Source organism: Bradyrhizobium sp. UNPA324 (assembly GCF_006658635.1).
GTDB classification, from domain to species: Bacteria; Pseudomonadota; Alphaproteobacteria; order Rhizobiales; family Xanthobacteraceae; genus Bradyrhizobium; species Bradyrhizobium nanningense.
This window is the reverse complement of record NZ_LFJD01000004.1, coordinates 6,748,291-6,768,042: the sequence shown is the minus strand read 5'-3', so window position 1 is coordinate 6,768,042 and position 19,752 is coordinate 6,748,291. Positions and strand designations below refer to the sequence as shown.

Here is a 19,752-nt window from a genome sequence, read left to right as displayed (position 1 = left end):
CGTTCAGTCCTTTGCCGCCTTCGGCGCGGCGCGGCGCAACAGCACGGCGATGGCCATCGCCGCGCCGACCACGCACATCAGCGCGAAGCCGGTGTAGGGATAGGAGTGCGTCGAGAATTGCGCGACCTTGCCGTCACCAAACACCGTCGGCATGAACGGCTTGAGTGTAAATGCACCCATGGCATTGAGGCTATGGCCGTACCACCAGAGCCAGGCCGCATACTCCATGATGAAGGCCGCCGGCAGGATCATGGGAACGACGCCGAGCGCATAGAACAGCACCGAGCGAGATTGGCGGGCGACCCACAGGAAGGCCAGCATCGCCGCCAGCACGGCGCCATAGACGACGTAAAGCGACGTCGTCATGATGGCCACGAGCCGCGCATTCCTGGCCGGCTCGTTGAACCAGCGTCCGAGACTTTCGTCATAGTGCCATGCCATCACGTCGATCCCGCGGCCGGTCCATTGCGGCGCCGGGTCGGTCAGGCTGACCGGCGCCTTCTGCTCATAGACGGTCTTCAGGATCTGAATGAGCTGGTCCTTGCCGGCATTGCGCTCGACCTTTGGCGGTGCCGTCTCGCCGATATGGCTCTTGGCCAAAGACTCCTTGAGCTGCCGCACGACAGGGTGCAGCGTGTCGCTGCTCGCCTCATCCTCCGCACGTCCGAGACTGTCGATGAGGCCGACGATCCAGCCCCGCTCGAGATAGCGAATGCCATTCGGCGCGAACAGGGCCAGCGACATCCAGACTGCAATTCCGGCAAAACCGAGCGCCATTGCGGCGGTTCGCAAACCCGCGCCCGGCAGCGCGAAACCGACGATCAGGACGCCGAGAAAGGAAAACAGAAACGGCGACAACAACTTTTCGACCGGGCCGCCCGATGCGATCGGATACATGCCGACGAAATGATTGATCGTATCCATTTCATGGACGCAATCGAGCGCCTCCTTCTCCAGCACCTCCTTCGAGTCCCGCATCACGCAACCGTTCGAGATACGGTTGACATGGAAGTTGATGCGAACGCCCTGCGGGAAGGTCTGCGGCGGATAGTTCGGAGCGGTGAGCGACACCCACCATACAGGCAGGAAGAACGAAGCCGCGAGCGCCACCAGCGCGACCAGCGACGCCACGCGCATCAACGGCATCGCCCAGGTGCGACGAAAAGCCGAGCTTGCGGGGCTGCTCGTGGGCCTCCCCGTCGTGACGCTCGCGATCTTGTTCATATGTCGATCTCCTGCATTGCGATCACCTCAACCCGCGGCCGCGAAGCCGATGGGGTGGGCCGCAATTCTCCGCGAAACCGCAGGACCTACTTGAAGTCCGGGTTCTTCCATCCCTTCGGCGCGACCAGGTCGGCCGGCGGTTTCAGGCGCGAGACGTAGTCGAGCACGGCCAGCGTATCCTTGTCCGTGAAGTTCTTGATCTGCTCGACCATCTCGGGATTCGAGTTGCGCCGCTTGCCTTCCTTGATCCAGCGATACTGCCGCACGAGATACTCGTAGTGCTGGCCCTGGATCCGCGGATAGAACTTGTCCGCGTTGCCGGCGCCGTCCGGACCGTGGCAGCGGACGCAATTGTCGGCATAGAGCTTTGCGCCCAGCGCAAGATCGTCGCCCTTGCCGACGCCATTCTCCGGATTCATCCTCAGGATGGCGATGTACTCGGCCACGTCGGCGATCGCCTGCGTGCCGCCGATCTCCGACGGCAGCGCGAACGGATACATCGTGGGATTGTCGCGGTGGCCGTCGCGAATGTCGGCGAGCTGCTTGATGATGACGGAGCGATGCTGGCCGGCGAGCTGCGGGAACGTTCCGTCGACAAGGCCCCAGCCTTCCGGCTGGTGGCAGGCCGAGCAGACCTCGTAGACGTCGCGGCCGTTGTCCTTGTTCGGCTTGAGGTTCAGCGCCTCGTCGCGCTCGCCCCCCTGGCTCATCCATTCCTTCTTCTGCTTGTTCTCTTCGAACTTCTGCTGATCGACGGCGGGTCCGGCGGCGTAGACCAGGCTCGTTCCGACCAGGGCCGCGGCCAGCATGGCCGCCGAAAGTGCTCTTTTCATCGCATGTCTCCAATCTTGCTTCGGCTCATCGCCTATTTCGGGCCACGCTCGACCTGCGACAGGTAGTCGGCGATCAAAGCGATCTTCGCGTCATCGAGCTTCTTGGCGAACGGCAGCATCGTCGCGACCTTGCCCCCCTTGCGGATTCCGTCGCGGATTTCCGTCATCTGCAGCGCGACATAGTCGCGCTTCTGACCGGCAATCAGCGGATAGGTCGCAAGCGGCTTCGATCCATCCGGGCCGTGGCACGTCCCACAGCCGCTCTTCAGATAGGCGTCCTTTCCGGCGGCAAGCCGCGCGCCGTCCGGAGCCGGTTCGAGCGGACGCGGCTTTGGAGTCGGCTGGCTGGCCAGGAATTCCGCAATCGCGGCCCGCTCCTCGGCGCTCGTCAGATGCATGACGTCCTTCATGCCCTGCGTGCGCGGATAGCCCCGCGGATCGGGACCCGACACGCGGCTCCCGTCCGTGATCGCCGCCATTTGCGCCAGCATGTATTTCGCGTCCTGGCCGGCGAGATCCGGGTAGTTTTGAATGGCCTTCGCGCCATCGCGGCCATGGCAGGCCACGCATGTCTTGGCGCGGAACAGCGACTTGCCGTCGAGCACGCCGGGCGAGGCCGTTGCCGCCTGCCCTTCGCTCGGGGCGGCGGTCTGCGCAAAGGCCGCGGCCGCGGTGGCAAGGAGCGCTAGCGTGGCCAGGATACCGATCGTCTTCATCTGTCGTCGACCTCGACTTGGGATCGGACTTCGCATTGGACTTAGCGTTGGACTTGTGACTGGCCAGGCGCACTTGCGCCTGACGTCGGTGTTGAATGGGCGGTGCGGAGAGCTCTTGCCGCCACCGACGACCGGCGGCGGCAAGACTGCACCCCGACCGGTCGGCTCACTTCGCGGCGGTCTTCGCGCCGTGCTCCTCGAGGTAGGTCTTGACGCGCAGGCCGATGTCGGCGGCCTTGACCTGGTACTGCCACCACTGGTTCGCCCAGAGGGTCGCCTGCTGCCAGTCTTCCTTCTTGGCGGCGTCTTCGGCCTTCGCCTTCGCGTCTTTCACGAAGTTGAGTTGGTCCGTCGCGTCGTCGACGAGCGCGACGACGGTCGGGAAGTCCTTGTAATTCGTGGAGAGGATGTACTTGACGACGCTGTCGATGACGCCCTGTGTTTCGAGATTGGTCTTGTACTGCTTGTCGTAGTCGGCCTTGGCGTAGACGGCGCCTGCCGTGGCCTTCGCCGCAACCTGTTCGACAAGTCCTTTCGGCTTGACCATCAGGTACCCTTCCATCTCGAGATGCAGCGCCGAACAGAATTCGGTGCAATAGTACGAGAAGGCGCCGGGTCGGTCGGCCTTGAACGTCACGGATGCCGTCTTGCCGGGCTCGAGGCTGAGATTGCCGATGTACGTCGACACGGCAAAGCCATGCGTCTCGTCCTCGGCGCGCTCGGCGTTGGTCCAGTGGAACGTGACCTCGTCGCCTTCGGTGACGTCGACGATCTCAGGCGTGAAGTGCGATCGAATGACGGTGCCAAAGACGGTGACCTTGCCGGGCTCACGTACGATCTTCTCGGAGCCCGGCCGAACCGCGAAGGCGCTGTCCCGCTCCGTGCGGCTGTCAGTGCCGTACTTGTAGCGGACCAGGGGCTTCAGCTTGTCGGCGGAGATCGCCGCGGCATAGTGCGGCTCGCCGAGCGGCACCGGCATGTCGTACAACAGCTCCATCTTGTCGCCGGAGATGTCGATCAGCTGGTGGTTCTGCGGATGCAGCGGACCAACTGGATTGAAGCGGTCGATCGCGAGCTTGTTGAGGGCGATCAGGTATTTTCCGGCCGGTGCGGCGCTCTCACCTTCCATCGCCGTGAGATGCCCGATGTTGTAGTGGACCGACAGCTTGTCGAGAACCTTGCCTTCGCAATAGTCGTATTTCGCAATCTGGCTATCCACGTACAGCGAGGTGTAGGCGATGCACGGCTTGGAATCGAACTGCGTGTGCAACGGGCCGAGGCCGAGCTGAACCTGCTTGTGCAGCACCTGCTTCATGTCGAGGATCGGAATCCCGTAGGCGTCCTTGGAAGCGAATTGCTTGGCGTCGACGGCCGCCTTGATCTTCTCCCACGAATAGACCGACACGTTGGTGTCGAGCTTGCCTCCGACGATGATGTACTTGCCGTCCGGCGTGACGTCGGCGCCATGCGGCGATTTCGGCTCCGCAATCAGATAGACGAGGCCTTCCGCGATCGCAGTCTGCAACGAGATGACGTCGTGCCCGTTGATCTTCGTCGTCTTGCCGGCGGCGGCGACTTCCGCCGCCTTCTTCCAGTTGATCACGTGCAGGAAGTCGGCGTCGTTGGCCGAGCAGCCGGCCTCGAAGGGCGGCTTGCCCTGTTCGATGCCGCCGACATAGCGTTCGGCACAGAACGAATTGGTGAAAGACCAGCCGTCCGACGGACCCTTGCCGGCGTCCGACAGGTCCTGCGTGTAGGGCGGCAGCTCGATCGAGAACGACTTCGCCGTGTCGATCTGTCCCTTCTCGCGATCGAACTTCCAGTAGGTGATCGCGCCGCGGAACTTTTCGTTGAACTCGGACAGCGGCGCGTAGCCGCGGCCGAGAACGCCCGGATACTGCGCCGCCTCGATCACGTATTCGGAATTCGGCGTCACGAAGGTACCGCCGTGCTCCGACTGCATGATCGGGTTGGTGACGATCTGCCGCGTCTCGAAGTCCTTGAGCGAGATGACCGCGATACGCGGATTCGCCTTGTCGTTGATGAAGAGGAACTCGCCGTCCGGTTTACCGCCGGTCTCCGATAGTCCCGGATGATGGGTGTCGCCCCAGTTGGGATTGCGGCCATCGATCTGACCTTGCGCCAGAACCTTCTTCGATTCGTCATCGTAGCCATAGCCCTGCCAGGGCTCCGGCGTGAACACGGCAATGTATTTCAGAATGCGCATCGACGGCACGCTGTAGACGATGACCTGCCCGGACTGGCCGCCTGATGAGAAGACTAGAAACTCGTCGCGTCCGCCCGTCGGCACGTAAGTCTTGGCCGCCGCCAACACATCCTTCTGACTGAGATTGCGACGCTTCATCACGTCTTCGAGGCTTTCAGCAGCAAACAGATTCGTTCCGGCGAAGCAGAGCAAGGCCCCCGCAGCCACAGATACCCTATATAATGCCTTCATTTCGTGCTCCTGTAGCGTCCACCGCTTGCGCTCGAATACCCCAAAGACGCAGCGCGACGGCATCGCCGCCAATTCGGCCTTTCGGTGCCACGTTGCCAATTCCAGCGATGAGAGCACCGCTACTCCTCGCCGGCCGGATAGATAGTGAATCGCTGCTCTCGCGCGCATTGATCGGGCGCAAAGCATGACTTGACCGCGGTCAATTGAGGATCGCCTCTCCATCTCACGCGGAGACTCGAACGAAGACGAGCGTCAACGACTCGCCGCAGCGCCCGTTGAAGCTCGCACGCCGAAAAGCGAATGGAAGCTCGGAGAACGGTTCGATTACGCGCCCTGCATATGTCTGTTCGCTTGAGCGACTCCTGCTCGACGCGAACATCTTTCGGGCCGCCTTTCTGGCCGCGTTCTTTGTCGGGGCGCAAACGTTTGGTCGTTTTTGAATCGCAGCACCCGATTCACCGGCCTGCTCGACCTTTCCTCAGTTCGACGTCATCCGCCCTGGGAGCGGAATTCCGTCAGCCCGACGCTCGCATCTTCCCGCATGCGGAAGAGGCTTGTTCGCACTCAAAATGTAGAGCTTTCGTTGATGATCGCATGCGCAGCCCGACGCGTTGGCGCGCACTCCAAAGATCGAGGAGGGCAGCCAGGCCGCTTCTGGGTCCCGGCTCTGCAGCAGCGCTACGCGCTGCAGCGCGTCCGGGACAAGAGAGTCTGCTGGCCGATGCGGAAGATGGTCTCGCGCCCCGGACGCAGCGCAGCGCTTCCTCGGCGATGCGAAGCATCGTCCGGAGCGGTGCGCTGCTGAGCCGGGGCCTATGCGAGATGCGGCGCCCCTAACCCGCCGCCTTCGCCGGCACGACGTTGATGGCGAGCTTGCCGTAGCGGTCGGTGAAGGCCTGCGTGTCGATCTCTTCCAGCTGGATCTCGCCGCTCATCACGCTCTGCTTCCAGGCCTCCTGCGCCGGGTCGTTCTGAAACTCCGGCATCACGTCGCGGCCAAACAGCTCGAGCGATTCGCAGATGTGCTCGTGGCTGTTCTTGCCGGCCTGGTTGAGCAGGATGACCTGGTCGATATGCGAAGACTGGAAGCGCTTCAGTTTCCTGCGGATGGTCTCGGGCGAGCCGATCAGGCCGCCGCGCAGCGCCGCCTCCTGCGCCTCCGGATTGTCGCGCTTCCACTTATTGTACTCGTCCCACATGTTGACGGTGTAGGGCGCGGGACGCTGGCGGTTCTGCGCGGCGCCGTAGAAGCGCAACGCGAACTGGAAGAAGGTGGCGCCGTCGGCGCGCGCACGCGCCTCTTCGTCGGTCTTGGCGCACATGAAGAACGACACCAGCGCTATGTTCGGGTTGATCTGATAATCCGCGAGCTTGTGCAGCCGCTTGGTCATGGCGTTGTAATAGGCGTGCACCCAGGCGTGCGCGGCGTCAGCGCTGACGAACTGGAAGCCGAGCGCGCCAAAACCGTGACGACCGGCGCGCTCGATGGTCGGCAGCTGCGAGCACGCCATCCACAGCGGCGGATGCGGCTTCTGCACGGGCTTGGGCACGACGTTGCGCAAGGGGATGTCGAAATACTTGCCGTGATGTTCGCTGCCGGCGTCCTTGAACATCGGGAAGATCGCGGCGACAGCCTCCTCGAACACCTCCTTCTTGGTCTCCATGTCGCGGCCGAACGGCGTCAGCTCGGTAATGGACGCGCTCTCGCCCATGCCGAATTCGCAGCGGCCGTTCGAGAGCAGATCGAGCACCGCAACGCGCTCGGCGACGCGCGCCGGATGGTTGGTGGTGAGCTGGAGGATGCCGTGGCCGAGCCGGATGTTCTTGGTGCGCTGGCTGGCGGCGGCGAGGAAGGATTCCGGCGAGGGCGAGTGCGAATATTCCTCGAGGAAGTGATGCTCGACCACCCAGGCATGGTCGTAGCCGAGCTTGTCGGCGAGTTCCATCTGCGAGAGCGCGTTCTGGTAGAGCCTCAGCTCGTCGCCGGCCACCCAGGGCCGAGGCAGTTGCAGCTCATAGAAGATGCCGAACTTCATGGCGTCGCTCTCCCGCACTGTCTTGTTATTGCGGGTATTGTATTGAGCGAGGCGATCCTGTCCACCACGCCGTCAATTCCGCGACGTGGAAGACCAGGGATCGCAAGCCGATGCGCAGCTTTCAGGCCACGTGCAGATGCTCGCTGCCAGTCGGTGGCTGACCGAGCAGAGCCGCGAGGGCCGCGATCGCCTCCTGGCGCGGCTCCGGCGTCGCTGCGACCGTCCTGAAGTATTCGCCGCAGAAATCGGTCCAGGCCTCGAGGTTGCTACTGGGAACGCCGATCACGAGGCTCTTGCCAGACTCGATGCAATGGGCAATCAGGTCGCGCAAGCCCCCGCCTTCCGCCTCGGCCTTGCCGAACTTGTTGAGAAAGACGATCTCGGCGTCGACGAGCTGGGCTTCGACCAATTGTGCCGCTTCGAGCAGGCGCGGCGTGGAGAGACGACAGGAGGTCGCGCCCGCGCCGAGGTCCTCCGAGATCGAGATCGACCGGCCGGTGGCGAGCTCATGCAGAACCATGTCGCAGCGTGTGCGGCCCGGCTGGGGCACGTCATCCTGGATCAGGCCGGCCAGGCTCTTGCCCGAGAGGCGAAGCTCGGCGACGAGACCTGTGAACCACCGGTTCACGGCGGGGCCCGAATCATAGACCAGGGCAACGCTGATGGCGGCCGAAGGCCTTGCGGCGCTATCGGCTGCATCGCGGGATTGCTGAAGCATGTCCATCACCTCGCCGCCTTTGCCTTGGCGACGTCGGCATCCTGCAGGAAGTCGATCATGCGCTGCACGGGGCCGACCTCGTCGATATGGTCGAGCATGTCACGATATCCCTCCTGCGCCTTCGGCGGCAGCTTGTGCGCGATGCCCTGATGGCAATCGATGCAGGTCTTGCCTTGCGCGAATGCGGTCTGGTGCAGCTTGGAGGCGCGCGGCTCCTGCACCGCATATTCCATGTGGTCGAACTTGTGGCAGTTGCGGCATTCACGCGAATCCGTCGTCTTCATGCCGCGCCACACGCTCTTGGCAAGGTCGATACGGTGCGCGTTGAACTTCTCCGGCGTGCCGATGGTGCCGAGGATCTTGTGCAGCACCTCGTTGGAGGCCTGGATCTTGCGGACGACCTTGTGGCTCCACTCGTGAGGCACGTGGCAATCCGGGCAGCTGGCGCGGACGCCGGTGCGGTTCGAATAGTGAACGGTGTTGCGGTATTCGAGATAGACGTTTTCCTTCATCTCGTGACAGGAGATGCAGAACTGCTCATTGTTCGTCATCTCCATCGCCCAGTTGAAGCCGCCCCAGAACAGGACGCCGGCGACGAATCCGACGACGACGATCAGTCCCCAGGCATAGCGCGCCGTCGGCGAGAAGAACCATCGCCACAATCGTTTCAGGAGGCCCGGCCGCGCGGCTGCGACGGCGGCAGAAGTGCTGGTGTCCTGCATGTCAGCCTCACTTCGCCTGCGTCGCGTTCTGGAAGATGTTGCCGACCAGCGGCTTCGCATCGGCCTGCGGCACGTGGCATTGCTGGCAGAAGTAACGCGTGCCGGCGACCTTATCGAGCCGCACACCCTGGCGGTCGACGTAATGCGTCTCCGAGATCTTCGGCGCGTTGACCCGCGTGTTGCCGGGCCAGTCGTGGCATCCCATGCACGCGTTGTTCTCCGTGGTGATCTGGTAGCCGTCGACCTTGTGAGGGATCAGCGGCGGCTGCTGGCGATAGGCGCGCTCGAAGCCGCTCGCCGGCACGGACTGCTTGGTCACGTCGGGCGGCGCCGACATCTCGGTCAGCGGCGCTTCACGCAACGCCTTGGGCTGCTTGGCTTCCTGCGCGAGCGGTCCCGACACCGCGAACGGAATTGCAAGTGCGACGGTCACGGCCGCCGCCGCGATCAACGGAATCAGTCGAACAAACGTCATGGGAGGTCCCTTTCAAGGACGGCCGGCTGGGAAGAGACGACACGTGCCACTGGCGATGGCGCGGTCATGGAGGGGTTAGGGCGCACCGCATTGCGGCCGCGCAGACCGAGATGGAAGACCTGCTTGGAGCAGACGTCGATACAGGCGCCGCAGACCGTGCAGTCGCCCGCGGTGATGACAGGCGTGGCGCCGCTTCGCTCGCCTCTGAGCGCGGGGCCGATGACGTGCGGCTCCGGACAGACGGCGAAGCAGTCCATGCAATCGTTGCAGGCCGCACGGTTGTCGGCGGTGACGCGCAGCAGCGCGACCTTGCCGATCTGGCCGTAGAACGCGCCGACCGGGCAGAGATGACCGCACCAGCCGTGCCTGGCGACGAGGAGGTCGAACACGAAGATCGCCGCCGTGCCGCCGGCGCCGAACCAGAGCCCGAAGACCAGCGCACGATGCAGCGCCGTCACCGGATTGATCAGCTCCCAGGCGATCGATCCTGACAGCACTGATGCGGCGAGCACCGCGCCGACGAAATAGAGCCTGAGGTCCGGGCGGATCTTGGCCGTGAAGGTGATGTTGAGCCGCCGCCTCAACCAGGCCGCCAGATCGGTCGCCGGGTTGATCGGGCAGATCCAGGAGCAATAGGTCCGGCCGCCGAGCAGCAGATAGGCGGCGAGCACGATGGCCGCGCCGATCACCGACAGGCCCTCGGGCCAATGGCGCGCCGCGAGCGACTGCAGGAAGACGAAAGGATCGGTCAGCGGCAGCGTGCCGAGGGTCATGGACGACGCCAGCGTACCCTTGGCGATCCAGACACCCAGAAACGGTCCCGACAGGAACAGCGCAAGGAAGAACAGCTGGCTGGCCCGGCGCAGCACGAGAAACCGCGAGGCGGCCCAAAGCCCCTTCTGCGCGCGCGCGTCGACATAGGGTCTGGCCTTCGCCGTCATGGCGTGCCTCCCTCGGGTCTGCGCACCGGCAGCTTCAGCGGCGCATCGACGAGGGCTCCGCCGGCCTTGGTCTTCTCTTCCCAGCCGCGCTTGTAGTGCTCGTCCTGCTTCAGCGCGGCGATCTCGATCGGCAGCACCTTGATCGCGGAGTCGGTCAGCACGCAGGACTTCTCGCACTTGCCGCAGCCGGTGCAATCATCAGCATGAATGACCGGCTCGAAGATCGCGTGCTTGGTCGTGCGCGCATTGTGCGAAATCTCGAGCGTGATCGCCTTGTCGATGGCCGGACAGACCCGATAGCAGACGTCGCAGCGCAAACCCTGCAGATTGAGACAGGTCTCACGGCTTGTGATCACGGCGACGCCCATCTTGGCCTTGGCGATGTCGGTCAGCGCATGCTGGAGGGCGCCGGTCGGGCAGGCCTTGACGCAAGGAATGGTGTCGCACATCTCGCAAGGCACGTTGCGGGCGACGTAGAACGGCGTACCCATTGCGGGACCGTCGGCCCAGTCCGCAAGCTTCAGGGTGTCGTAGGGGCAGTCGCGGACGCAAAGGCCGCAACGGACGCAGGCCGCGAGGAAATCCCTCTCGGGCAACGCACCCGGAGGCCGCAGCGCCTGCGCGGGCTTGGCCCGCGAGGACACGCCGAACGCCGTCAGCATCGTCGCGGCGACGGCTGCGCCGCCGCCGAAACGCGTCATATCCTGCAGCGCCTTGCGGCGACGCGGATCGCGCGGGATGCCTGAGCTCGAATCCGACATGGCTCGTCCATCGAGGGTTTAGGCCGACGTCACGCGGCAGGCGCACTTCTTGAAGTCGGTCTCCTTCGAGATCGGACAGGTCGCATCGAGCGTGAGCTGGTTGGCGAGCTGGCTTTCGTCGAAGAACGGGAAGTAGACGAGGCCCCGCGGCGGCTTGTTGCGGCCCTTGGTCTCGACCCGCGTGACCACTTCGCCGCGGCGCGTCTGGATCTTGACCGGCTGACCACGCAACAGCTTGCGCTCGGCCGCATCGTCAGGATGCATGAACAGCGTCGCGGCCGGCACGGCACGGTGCAGCTCGGGCACACGGCGCGTCATCGAGCCGGAATGCCAGTGCTCCAGCACGCGGCCGGTGCACAGCCACAGATCGAACTCCTTGTCGGGCGTTTCGGCCGCCGGCTCGAACGGACAGAAGATGATGCGCGCCTTCTTGTCCGGCTTGCCGTAGAACGACACGCCTTCGCCCGGCTTGACGTAGGGGTCGTAGCCCTCGCGGAAGCGCCAGAGCGTCTCCTTGTTGTTGACGACCGGCCAGCGCAGGCCGCGCGCCTGGTGATATTGCTCGAAGTCCGCCAGATCGTGGCCGTGGCCGCGGCCGAACTTCGCATACTCCTCGAACAGGCCCTTCTGGACGTAGAAGCCGAACGCCGCGCTCTCCGAATTGTCGAAACCGTTCTGGCATTCGGTGACCGCGAACTTGTTCACCTCACCGTTGGCATAGAGCACGTCGAACAGCGTCTTGCCGCGCAGCTCCGGCTTCTTGGCGATCAATTCCTCCGGCCAGACCTCCTCGATCTTGAAGTACTTGGAGAACTCCATCAGCTGCCAGAGATCCGAGCGCGCCTCGCCGGGCGCCTTCACCTGCTGGCGCCAGAACTGGGTGCGCCGCTCGGCATTGCCGTAGGCGCCCTCCTTCTCCATCCACATCGCCGTCGGCAGGATGAGGTCCGCGGCCAGCGTGGTCACGGTCGGATAGGGATCGGAGACGACGACGAAGGCAGCCGGGTTGCGATAACCGGGATAGCCCTCCTCGTTCATGTTCGGGGCCGTCTGCATGTTGTTGTTGCACTGGACCCAATAGGCGTTCAGCTTGCCGTCCTTCAGCATCCGGTTCTGCAGCACCGCGTGATAGCCGATGTTGCCCGGGATGGTGCCCTCGGGAAGCTGCCACACCTTCTCGGCCGTCTCGCGGTGCTTCGGGTTGGTGACGACCAGATCGGCCGGCAAGCGATGCGCAAAGGTGCCGACCTCGCGCGCGGTGCCGCAGGCCGAGGGCTGGCCGGTCAGCGAGAACGGGCCGTTGCCGGGCTCGGAAATCTTACCGACCAGCAAGTGCACGTTGTAGATCATGTTATTGACCCACGTGCCGCGGGCATGCTGGTTGAAGCCCATGGTCCAGTAGGAGATGACCTTCTTCTTGGGATCGGCGTAGAGTTTTGCGAGCCGCTCGAGATTCTCCTTCGGAACGCCCGACATCTTGTGGGCGTATTCGAGCGTATAGGGCTCGAGCAGCCTCTTGTACTCCTCGAACCCGATCTTGTCCTTGAAGCCGGCCGGATCGAGCGCACCGTCCTTGCCGGCCTTGTGCGAGGCGTTGACCGCCTTCACCTCGAGCGCGTGGGTCGGACGCAGTCCGTAGCCGATGTCGGTCACGGTCGATGCGAACTCGACGTGCTTCTCGACGAAGTCCTTGTTCACCGCACCGGAATTGACGATATAGTTCTGGATGTAGTTCAGGATCGCCAAATCGCTCTGCGGCGTGAACACCATCGGATTGTCGGCGAGCTCGAACGAGCGGTGCTCGAAGGTCGAGAGCACGTGGACCTCGCAGCCTTCATGCGTCAGCCGGCGGTCGGTGAGGCGCGACCACAGAATTGGGTGCATCTCCGCCATGTTCGAGCCCCAGAGCACGAACGCATCGGCGTGCTCGAGGTCGTCATAGCAGCCCATCGGCTCGTCGATGCCGAAGGTGCGCATGAAGCCGGTGACGGCCGAGGCCATGCAGTGACGCGCGTTCGGATCGAGGTTGTTGCTGCGGAAGCCGGCCTTGTAGAGCTTGGCGGCGGCGTAGCCCTCCCAGATGGTCCACTGGCCCGAGCCGAACATGCCGACGGTCGACGGTCCCCCCGCCTTCAACGCCGCCTTCCATTTCTCGGCCATGAGCTTGAAGGCTTCGTCCCAGGAGATCGGCGTGAAGTCACCATTCTTGTCGAACTTGCCGTTCTTCATGCGCAGCATCGGCTGGGTCAGCCGATCCTCGCCATACATGATCTTGGACAGGAAGTAGCCCTTGATGCAGTTGAGGCCGCGATTGACCGGGGCATCGGGATCGCCCTGCGTCGCCACGATCTTGCCGTTCTTGGTGCCGACGATCACGCCGCAACCGGTGCCGCAGAAGCGGCACACGCCCTTGTCCCAGCGGATGCCGTCGGTCTTGCCCGGCTGCGCGATCGCCGCGTCCGGCAGCGTCACGCCAATGGTCGAGGCGGCAGCAACCGCGGCGGCCGCCTTCAACGCATCGCGGCGGGTCGCCGTGGCTTCATTCCCGTTCGTCAATTTCGTAACCATCGTCGGTCTCTCCGGCTCAACGAATCTCAAATTGTGGAAGCGCGCGCGTGCGCGCCGGAATTCTGGCAGAGGCCGCCGCAGCACGCGGCCGGCTCGGGCTCGACGGCGCTCTCGTCGTCGGGCGTATCGAATGCATGAAAGATCAGCGAGGCGCTGACGACGCCGGGCAGGCGATGCATGGCGGCGATCTGGTCGATCGCCAGCGAGGCCGGCGTATCGATGACGGTCAGCGCAAGCCTGTTGTCGCCGGACGCGGCCTCGAGCTCGACGCCGGGCAGCGCCAGGATCCGGTCGGTCAGATCGCGCTCCGCATCCGGGGCGAGATAGACGGCAACACCGCAGATGTTGGTGGTTTCAGCCATTGTGCACGACCAGGTTTGCAAGTTCGGATACGAGCGCTATGCGGTCCCGCGGCGCGAGCGCGATGGCTTCGACCGGACAGACCGGGATGCAGTCGCCGCAGCCGGTGCAGGCCGCAGCATCAATCACCGCGCCCAGCTTCTCGCGCGACAGAATGCGGATAGCGGAATGCTCACAGGCTTCGACGCAACGGCGACAGACCACGCCATGTCTTTCGACGCAGGCGCTCGCGCTGGAGATGGTGGCCACCTGCTCGGGACGCGTCTCTTCGAGGCGCGACGCAAGCGCGTCGCGGCCGGATGCGAAAGGCAGAACGGCAGAAAATAGCGAGCGTCGTGACATTGGTCTCGGCATATCCGAATCCCCAACGGGCAGACCCGTGTTCAGGAATTGTCCAGGAGAATGCGCCCCATCGGGCGCATCTCGGTCGACGCCATTGTCACCGCTGCGGACCATAGGTTCGTGCTGTCCATATCGCATTGCGCTAGATCAACCGGGCCCCCTGCGAACACGCGCAAGCAACGATTAACCTGCGTGTCCACCGCGGCGTGAAATTGCGCCGATCGATCAAGGCGTTTACCCGGCCTTCATGTTTGTGCGGACGAAGCCGCTTCACGCGGTGAGAAGGCAGCCGCCAACAGGCGTTGCCGACCTCGATCTTCGGGCCGCATCCGCCTTGAAAGGACGGGTCGAATGGTTACCTTGGAGAGCGGCGAATCGCCGCGCGTCGCCCTTCCTCAAGACAACAATGCCAACCTTCACTCCGCATCAAGATGCCGCGCTCAAGGCCGTCGGCGACTGGCTCAAAGCAAAACCCGGCCGTAGTGGCACGCCGCAGGTGTTCCGCCTGTTCGGCTTCGCCGGGACCGGCAAGACGACGCTGGCCCGGCACATCGCCGACGGCGTCGACGGCGACGTGAAGTTCGCCGCCTTCACCGGCAAGGCCGCCCTCGTCATGCGCAACAAGGGTTGCGACGAGGCCTCCACCATCCACTCGCTGATCTACCGCGCCCGCGAATCCGGCGAGGAGCAGCCGAGCTTCGAATTGTGGGACGACGCGCCGGCCTCGAAGGCAAAGCTGATCGTGATCGACGAATGCTCGATGGTCGACGCCGAATTGGGGCGCGACCTGATGTCGTTCGACTGCCCGCTGCTGGTGCTGGGCGATCCCGCGCAGCTGCCGCCGATCCAGGGCGGCGGCTTCTTCACCAACACCTCACCGGATGCAATGCTGACCGAGGTGCACCGCCAGGCGCAGGACGATCCGATCGTGCGGATGTCGATGGACGTGCGCGAAGGCCGCGAGCTCGACATCGGCCGCTATGGCGAGAGCGAGGTGGTCTCGCGCAAGGAGCTCGACCCCGATCGGGTCATGGGCGCCGACCAGGTCCTCGTCGGCCGCAACAACACCCGCCGCGCGTACAACATGCGGGTACGGCAGCGCCAGAACATCGAGGACGCCTTTCCGGTCGCTGGCGACAAGCTGGTGTGCCTGCGCAACAACCGCAAGAAGGGCCTGTTCAACGGCGGCCTGTGGCGGGTGAAATCGCGCAACACCTCGCGCTCGAAGTCGCGCATTCTCTCGATGCGGCTGTCGCCGGACGAGGATTTCGGCCACAAGGTGACGAAGGTCTCGGTGCGCGCCGATTGCTTCGAGGGCGGCATCGAGCAGATCGCCTGGGAGCAGCGCAAGCCCTATGACGAATTCGACTACGGCTACGTGCTCACCGTGCACAAGTCTCAGGGCTCGCAATGGGACGACGTCGTGCTTTTCGACGAGAGCTTTGCGTTTCAGGAGAGCCGCGCCAGGTGGCTGTACACGGGCATCACGCGAGCGGCGAAGCGGCTGAGTATCGTCGTTTAGAGTTCGCTCCCGTAGGGTGGGCAAAGGCGCAACGCGCCGTGCCCACGCTGTCTCTCTGCAAGCAAGAGATCGTGGGCACGCTTCGCTTTGCCCACCCTACGGCACTGAGCGTCGTGGTGTGATGCCGTCATCCGGACCGCGCAGATGCATTCACCAAGCGCTGGGCTTTAAGATGTATCACCGCGCAGTCGGCAGGAGGACACGCATGGCTGAGTGCTTCGGAAGACCGGTTACCTCGATACGCGCGATGATACCTCCAGCGCGAGCCGCCGCGGGTTTCTGAAGTCGGCAGGATTGGCTGACGAGGCGCTGCACCCGCGACTGGTCAAGCCGGCGATTGCCGCCGGTGGACGTTTCGCGGACGGCGTACCGGTTGGTGGCGCAAGCCATCGCGTCACGCTTCTGGCAAGTCTCTGTGGCAACAGCACCGTCTTGAACGGGCAAACGACCGCATTCGACTGGTTCAATTCGCTAATCTGAGCGGACGCGTTTTGTGCTCGTCGCGATCATCACAGGGAGTAGTTTGACGAAGACTCGGAGTGGGAGCTTTGCCTCACACTCCTCCCTGGGGTTATGGGTCCCTGCGTTCGCAGGGACGACAGCGGAGATTGTTGCTCCGCCGTCGCGTCCCACACACGTGCCGTTACTTCCCCGCGACGAAGTAAAAATCTTCCCGTCCCGGCGGCGAGCCGTAGGTGAAGGGCTGCTGCTCGTGCCTGGTCGCGGCCCAGACGTCGTCGCGGATGATGTCGAACAGTTTTCTGATCTCGACGCGGGGCTGCTTGATCTCACGGGCCAGCGCGGTGGCGAACGGGCTGTTGGCGCTGCCGTCCCCGTCGATCGCAGTCTCGCCGTGCTTGGCGGCGTAGACCACCATGAAGCCGGCACCGGGCTCGATGTTGGAAAAGCCCTTATCGACCAGCTTCAGCGACAGCGTGCGCTGCATGATCGGCGCGAACGGATTGTCGCGGCAGGCATCCAGAACCACGAGACGCATTTTTCGCGCGGCGCCGACCGCGGCGATGACCTGCTCGAGAGCGACCGCCTGCGTCTCGGCGTCCTTGTCGGCGGCGAGCTTGGCGTCGACGGGAACGAGATAATTTACCCCGCCGATCTCGAAGCCGCGGCCGGCGTAATAGACCACGGCCCAATCGGCTTTCTCCGCTTCCTCCGCGAAGGCCTTCAACGCGTCAAAGAATTTTTCGCGGGTAAGGTCACTGGCGGAAATGACGGTCTGAAAGCCGACCTCGCGCAGCACGCTCGCAATCAGTTTGGAATCGCGCGGCGGATTGGGCAAAGCATGGACGTTCTTGTAGGCGCCGTTGCCGATCACCAGAGCCACGCGGCGGCCGGTGGGTGCGCTCCCCGGCGTCTGCGGCATGAGCGCGGCGAGCCGCTCCTGCGCGGTGGCGCGGGCGCGCGCCACGTCGATCTCGTCGAACCTAGTCAGCGAATAGGCCGCGGCACGATAGTCGGCACGGGCTTGGGCGAGATCCTTCCTGCGCTCGTAGATCTGGCCGCGGCCGGAATGGGCGCGGACGTTGTTGGGGTTGATCTGGATGGCCGTGTTGTAGTCCGTCAGCGCAGCGTCGAAATCCCCCTTCATCATGTTGACGTCGGCACGGTTGTTGATCGCAAACACGTTCTTCGGCTGTTTCTCGATCAGGCGGTTGCAGTCGGCAAAGGCCTGATCGAATTGTCGCATCATGCCGTAAGTGATGCAGCGGTTGCCGGCGATCTGCGGCGCGGCCGGATCGATTGTCTCGGCCTCGGCAAAATCGGCGAGCGCCCCGTCGAAATCCTTCATCAGCGTGCGCACGCGGGCGCGGTTGGTCCAGCCGAGCAGGAATTTCGGCGTGTACTTGATCGACAGGCTGAAATCGTCGAGCGCGCTTTGCAGGGCGCCGCGGCGCAGCTGGATGACACCGCGGTTGTTGTAAGGGACGCCGTAGGTCGGACGCTTCTGAAGCGCGAGATTGTAATCCGCGATCGCGAGATCCTCCTTCCCGCTGCGCTCATAGGCGAGGCCGCGCAAGTTGAGGGCGATGACGTAGTCCGGATCGAGATCGAGCGCGATGGACAGCGTCTCGATCGCGTGGTCGTAGTCGCGCTTGTTGATCTGCGTGTTGCCGCGCACGGAAAGTGCGATCGCCTTATCCTTGCCGCCGAGCTGCTCGGCCTTCAAGAGACTTTCGCAGGCGCTCGCGCGGGCCTGGGCCTCCGCCTGGCGGTCGCGGCAGATGGTGAGGTCGTCGGCTCGCGGGTCGGCAGCCGCGCTGGACACGCCGGCAGCCAGGATGACGAGGGTCAGGGAAACGACGCGCAGCATGGTGTCAGCCTGCTCCAGCCGGCAAGTTGGTCTTGAGTCGATGATCGATCGCCCGGGTTCATCTAGCGCGGAGTTCCCGGTCCCGCCAAGGCGGGCGCGCGCTGGGCCATCCCGCACGGCTCGTTTCACGGACTCGTGTCCGTCCCGTCGTAACAATGGGCGGCTGCGTCCGTACCTCGGATGATGCGAAAGGGCGGCCGGACAACTGTTCGTCTAGCCCTGATCGCTCTAGACTGTCAGACCTTCTGAAACAGGATCCGCCATGCGCCGACCCGCCCTCGCCTCCCTGCTGGCCGCAACCACCGCCCTCTCGCTAACCTTTGCGCTGGCCTTTGCCACACCGTCCCGGGCTGCGGAGGATGCGGTCGTGATCCCGGCCCCCGCCATGGATGCGGCCCCCACGAGCGGGATCCAGACCGCCGTGGTCGCCGGCGGCTGCTTCTGGGGCGTGCAGGGCGTCTTCCAGCACACCGCGGGCGTCGTCAACGCGGTCTCCGGCTATGCCGGCGGCACCAAGGCGACCGCCGACTATCAGACGGTGTCGAGCGGCCGGACCGGCCACGCCGAGTCGGTCGAGATCAAGTACGATCCGAAGAAGATCTCCTACGGCAAGATCCTCCAGATCTACTTCTCGGTGGTGCACGACCCGACCCAGCTCAACCGCCAGGGCCCGGACACCGGCCCGCAATATCGCTCGGCGATCTTCACCACCTCGGACGAGCAGAAGAAGGTGGCGGAGGCCTACATCGCCCAGCTCAACGGCGCCAAGGTGTTCAACAAGCCGATCGTGACCAAGGTCGGCGCGCTGGAGGCGTTCTACCCGGCGGAGGCCTACCATCAGGACTATCTGACCCTGCACCCGAACCAGCCCTACATCGCCTATAACGACCTGCCCAAGGTCGAGAATCTGAAAAAGCTGTTCGCGGATAACTACATTGAAAAGCCGACGCTGGTGAGCGCCAGCAAGGCCACCAACTGATCGCAAGATCACCTCAGGAACGGGAGACCCATGCCCGACACCAAAGCGAAGACCACCGATGACAAGGTCATCAAGAGCGAAGAGCAGTGGCGGCGCGAATTGTCGCCGATGCAGTATGCGGTGCTGCGCGAGAAGGCGACCGAGCGTCCCTTCACGGGCGAATATGAGCACGACCATCGTGCCGGCACTTATGTCTGCGCCGGCTGCGGCAATGTGCTGTTCGAGTCAGACGCCAAGTTCGATTCCGGCTGCGGCTGGCCGAGCTTCACCCAGCCCGCCGTTGAGAGCCATATCGACGAGGAGCGGGACGCCAGCCACGGCATGATCCGCACCGAGGTGCTCTGCTCCAAATGCAGCGGCCATCTCGGCCACGTCTTCCCCGACGGCCCCGGGCCGACCGGCCTGCGCTACTGCATCAACTCGGCCGCGCTGAAGCTGGAGCCGAAATAACCCTGCGTGGCGCCGTGTTCCCCCGTGGAACCCGACGACGCGATGTGCTTTTCTTCTTGGGCGGTGCGGCCGATCATCGCATCTCAGCCGGCCGCCAGGGAGGATGCCATGACCCTTGGGACCATCCTGATCATCCTGGTGATCATCTATCTGGTCGGCGGCCTGTCCGGCCGGTTCGGCGGCTACGGCTATGGCCTTGGCCATTCCGGCATGGGGATTGGCGGGGTCGTGCTGGTAGTGCTGGTCGTGCTGCTGCTTCTGGGTAAATTGTAAACCAAACAAGCCATTGATATCGCTTGATTTATCGCAGCTGCGTAG

At 64.0% G+C, this 19,752-nt stretch carries 19 protein-coding genes; 5 read left to right on the top strand and 14 right to left on the bottom strand.

The window, feature by feature from the left end; genetic code table 11:
- Positions 1-3 precede the first annotated feature (3 nt).
- The 13 genes from UNPA324_RS32470 to UNPA324_RS32410 form a co-directional block, all read right to left on the bottom strand.
- Positions 4-1,224: a hypothetical protein gene (locus tag UNPA324_RS32470; protein WP_141938072.1), complete on the bottom strand. Its 1,221-nt coding sequence runs from the start codon at positions 1,222-1,224 to the stop codon at positions 4-6.
- A gap of 86 nt (positions 1,225-1,310) precedes the next feature.
- Positions 1,311-2,057 (bottom strand): c-type cytochrome, encoded by a 747-nt coding sequence (locus UNPA324_RS32465; RefSeq protein ID WP_128916383.1) that lies wholly within the window; start codon positions 2,055-2,057, stop codon positions 1,311-1,313.
- 32 nt (positions 2,058-2,089) lie between these two features.
- Positions 2,090-2,773 carry a c-type cytochrome gene (locus UNPA324_RS32460; protein WP_164935851.1) on the bottom strand — a complete coding sequence of 228 codons (684 nt, stop codon included), beginning with the start codon at positions 2,771-2,773 and terminating at the stop codon, positions 2,090-2,092.
- Positions 2,774-2,939: 166 nt separating this feature from the next.
- Positions 2,940-5,138, bottom strand: a complete 2,199-nt coding sequence (nosZ, locus tag UNPA324_RS32455) for a Sec-dependent nitrous-oxide reductase (protein WP_206734061.1) — start codon at positions 5,136-5,138, stop codon at positions 2,940-2,942.
- A 926-nt stretch (positions 5,139-6,064) separates the two neighbouring features.
- Positions 6,065-7,267, bottom strand: coding sequence for an LLM class flavin-dependent oxidoreductase (locus UNPA324_RS32450; protein WP_181769600.1), 1,203 nt, complete (start codon positions 7,265-7,267; stop codon positions 6,065-6,067).
- Between the two features lie 121 nt (positions 7,268-7,388).
- A complete protein-coding gene (locus UNPA324_RS32445) occupies positions 7,389-7,985 on the bottom strand; it encodes a DUF2478 domain-containing protein (protein ID WP_181769599.1) in 597 nt (198 codons plus the stop codon).
- Positions 7,986-7,990: 5 nt separating this feature from the next.
- Positions 7,991-8,707, bottom strand: coding sequence for a NapC/NirT family cytochrome c (locus UNPA324_RS32440; RefSeq protein ID WP_128916388.1), 717 nt, complete (start codon positions 8,705-8,707; stop codon positions 7,991-7,993).
- Between the two features lie 7 nt (positions 8,708-8,714).
- A complete protein-coding gene (locus UNPA324_RS32435; RefSeq protein ID WP_181769598.1) occupies positions 8,715-9,182 on the bottom strand; it encodes a nitrate reductase cytochrome c-type subunit in 468 nt (155 codons plus the stop codon).
- Positions 9,179-10,123: a quinol dehydrogenase ferredoxin subunit NapH gene (napH, locus tag UNPA324_RS32430; RefSeq protein WP_141938066.1), complete on the bottom strand. Its 945-nt coding sequence runs from the start codon at positions 10,121-10,123 to the stop codon at positions 9,179-9,181. Before napH ends, UNPA324_RS32435 begins: the two co-directional genes overlap by 4 nt.
- Entirely contained in the window at positions 10,120-10,884 is a 765-nt protein-coding gene (gene napG, locus UNPA324_RS32425; protein ID WP_128916390.1) for a ferredoxin-type protein NapG, read from the bottom strand. The genes napH and napG overlap by 4 nt, the downstream gene beginning before the upstream one ends.
- 18 nt (positions 10,885-10,902) lie before the next feature.
- Positions 10,903-13,452 carry a nitrate reductase catalytic subunit NapA gene (gene napA / locus UNPA324_RS32420; RefSeq protein WP_128916391.1) on the bottom strand — a complete coding sequence of 850 codons (2,550 nt, stop codon included), beginning with the start codon at positions 13,450-13,452 and terminating at the stop codon, positions 10,903-10,905.
- Positions 13,453-13,478: 26 nt separating this feature from the next.
- Positions 13,479-13,814, bottom strand: coding sequence for a chaperone NapD (locus tag UNPA324_RS32415; protein WP_128916392.1), 336 nt, complete (start codon positions 13,812-13,814; stop codon positions 13,479-13,481).
- On the bottom strand, positions 13,807-14,154 hold the full coding sequence (locus UNPA324_RS32410) for a 4Fe-4S dicluster domain-containing protein (protein WP_181769597.1): 348 nt from the start codon (positions 14,152-14,154) through the stop codon (positions 13,807-13,809). The genes UNPA324_RS32415 and UNPA324_RS32410 overlap by 8 nt, the downstream gene beginning before the upstream one ends.
- A 406-nt stretch (positions 14,155-14,560) precedes the next feature.
- Here UNPA324_RS32410 and UNPA324_RS32405 point away from each other — a divergent pair, with 406 nt between their 5' ends.
- Positions 14,561-15,676 carry an ATP-dependent DNA helicase gene (locus UNPA324_RS32405; protein WP_141938061.1) on the top strand — a complete coding sequence of 372 codons (1,116 nt, stop codon included), beginning with the start codon at positions 14,561-14,563 and terminating at the stop codon, positions 15,674-15,676.
- A 213-nt stretch (positions 15,677-15,889) separates the two neighbouring features.
- Entirely contained in the window at positions 15,890-16,156 is a 267-nt protein-coding gene (locus tag UNPA324_RS32400; RefSeq protein WP_141938059.1) for a hypothetical protein, read from the top strand.
- A gap of 163 nt (positions 16,157-16,319) precedes the next feature.
- Here the strand turns inward: UNPA324_RS32400 and UNPA324_RS32395 are convergent, their stop codons facing one another.
- Positions 16,320-18,005 carry a caspase family protein gene (locus tag UNPA324_RS32395; RefSeq protein WP_141938057.1) on the bottom strand — a complete coding sequence of 562 codons (1,686 nt, stop codon included), beginning with the start codon at positions 18,003-18,005 and terminating at the stop codon, positions 16,320-16,322.
- 262 nt (positions 18,006-18,267) lie between these two features.
- Between UNPA324_RS32395 and msrA the strand changes: the two genes are divergently transcribed.
- The 3 genes from msrA to UNPA324_RS32380 all read left to right on the top strand — a co-directional run bounded on the left by msrA (position 18,268) and on the right by UNPA324_RS32380 (position 19,707).
- Complete coding sequence (gene msrA / locus UNPA324_RS32390; protein ID WP_141938055.1) at positions 18,268-18,984, top strand: peptide-methionine (S)-S-oxide reductase MsrA; 717 nt, start codon at positions 18,268-18,270, stop codon at positions 18,982-18,984.
- A 30-nt stretch (positions 18,985-19,014) separates the two neighbouring features.
- Positions 19,015-19,434: a peptide-methionine (R)-S-oxide reductase MsrB gene (gene msrB, locus UNPA324_RS32385; protein ID WP_128916398.1), complete on the top strand. Its 420-nt coding sequence runs from the start codon at positions 19,015-19,017 to the stop codon at positions 19,432-19,434.
- 108 nt (positions 19,435-19,542) lie between these two features.
- Positions 19,543-19,707, top strand: coding sequence for a DUF3309 family protein (locus UNPA324_RS32380; protein ID WP_141938053.1), 165 nt, complete (start codon positions 19,543-19,545; stop codon positions 19,705-19,707).
- Positions 19,708-19,752: the final 45 nt, after the last annotated feature.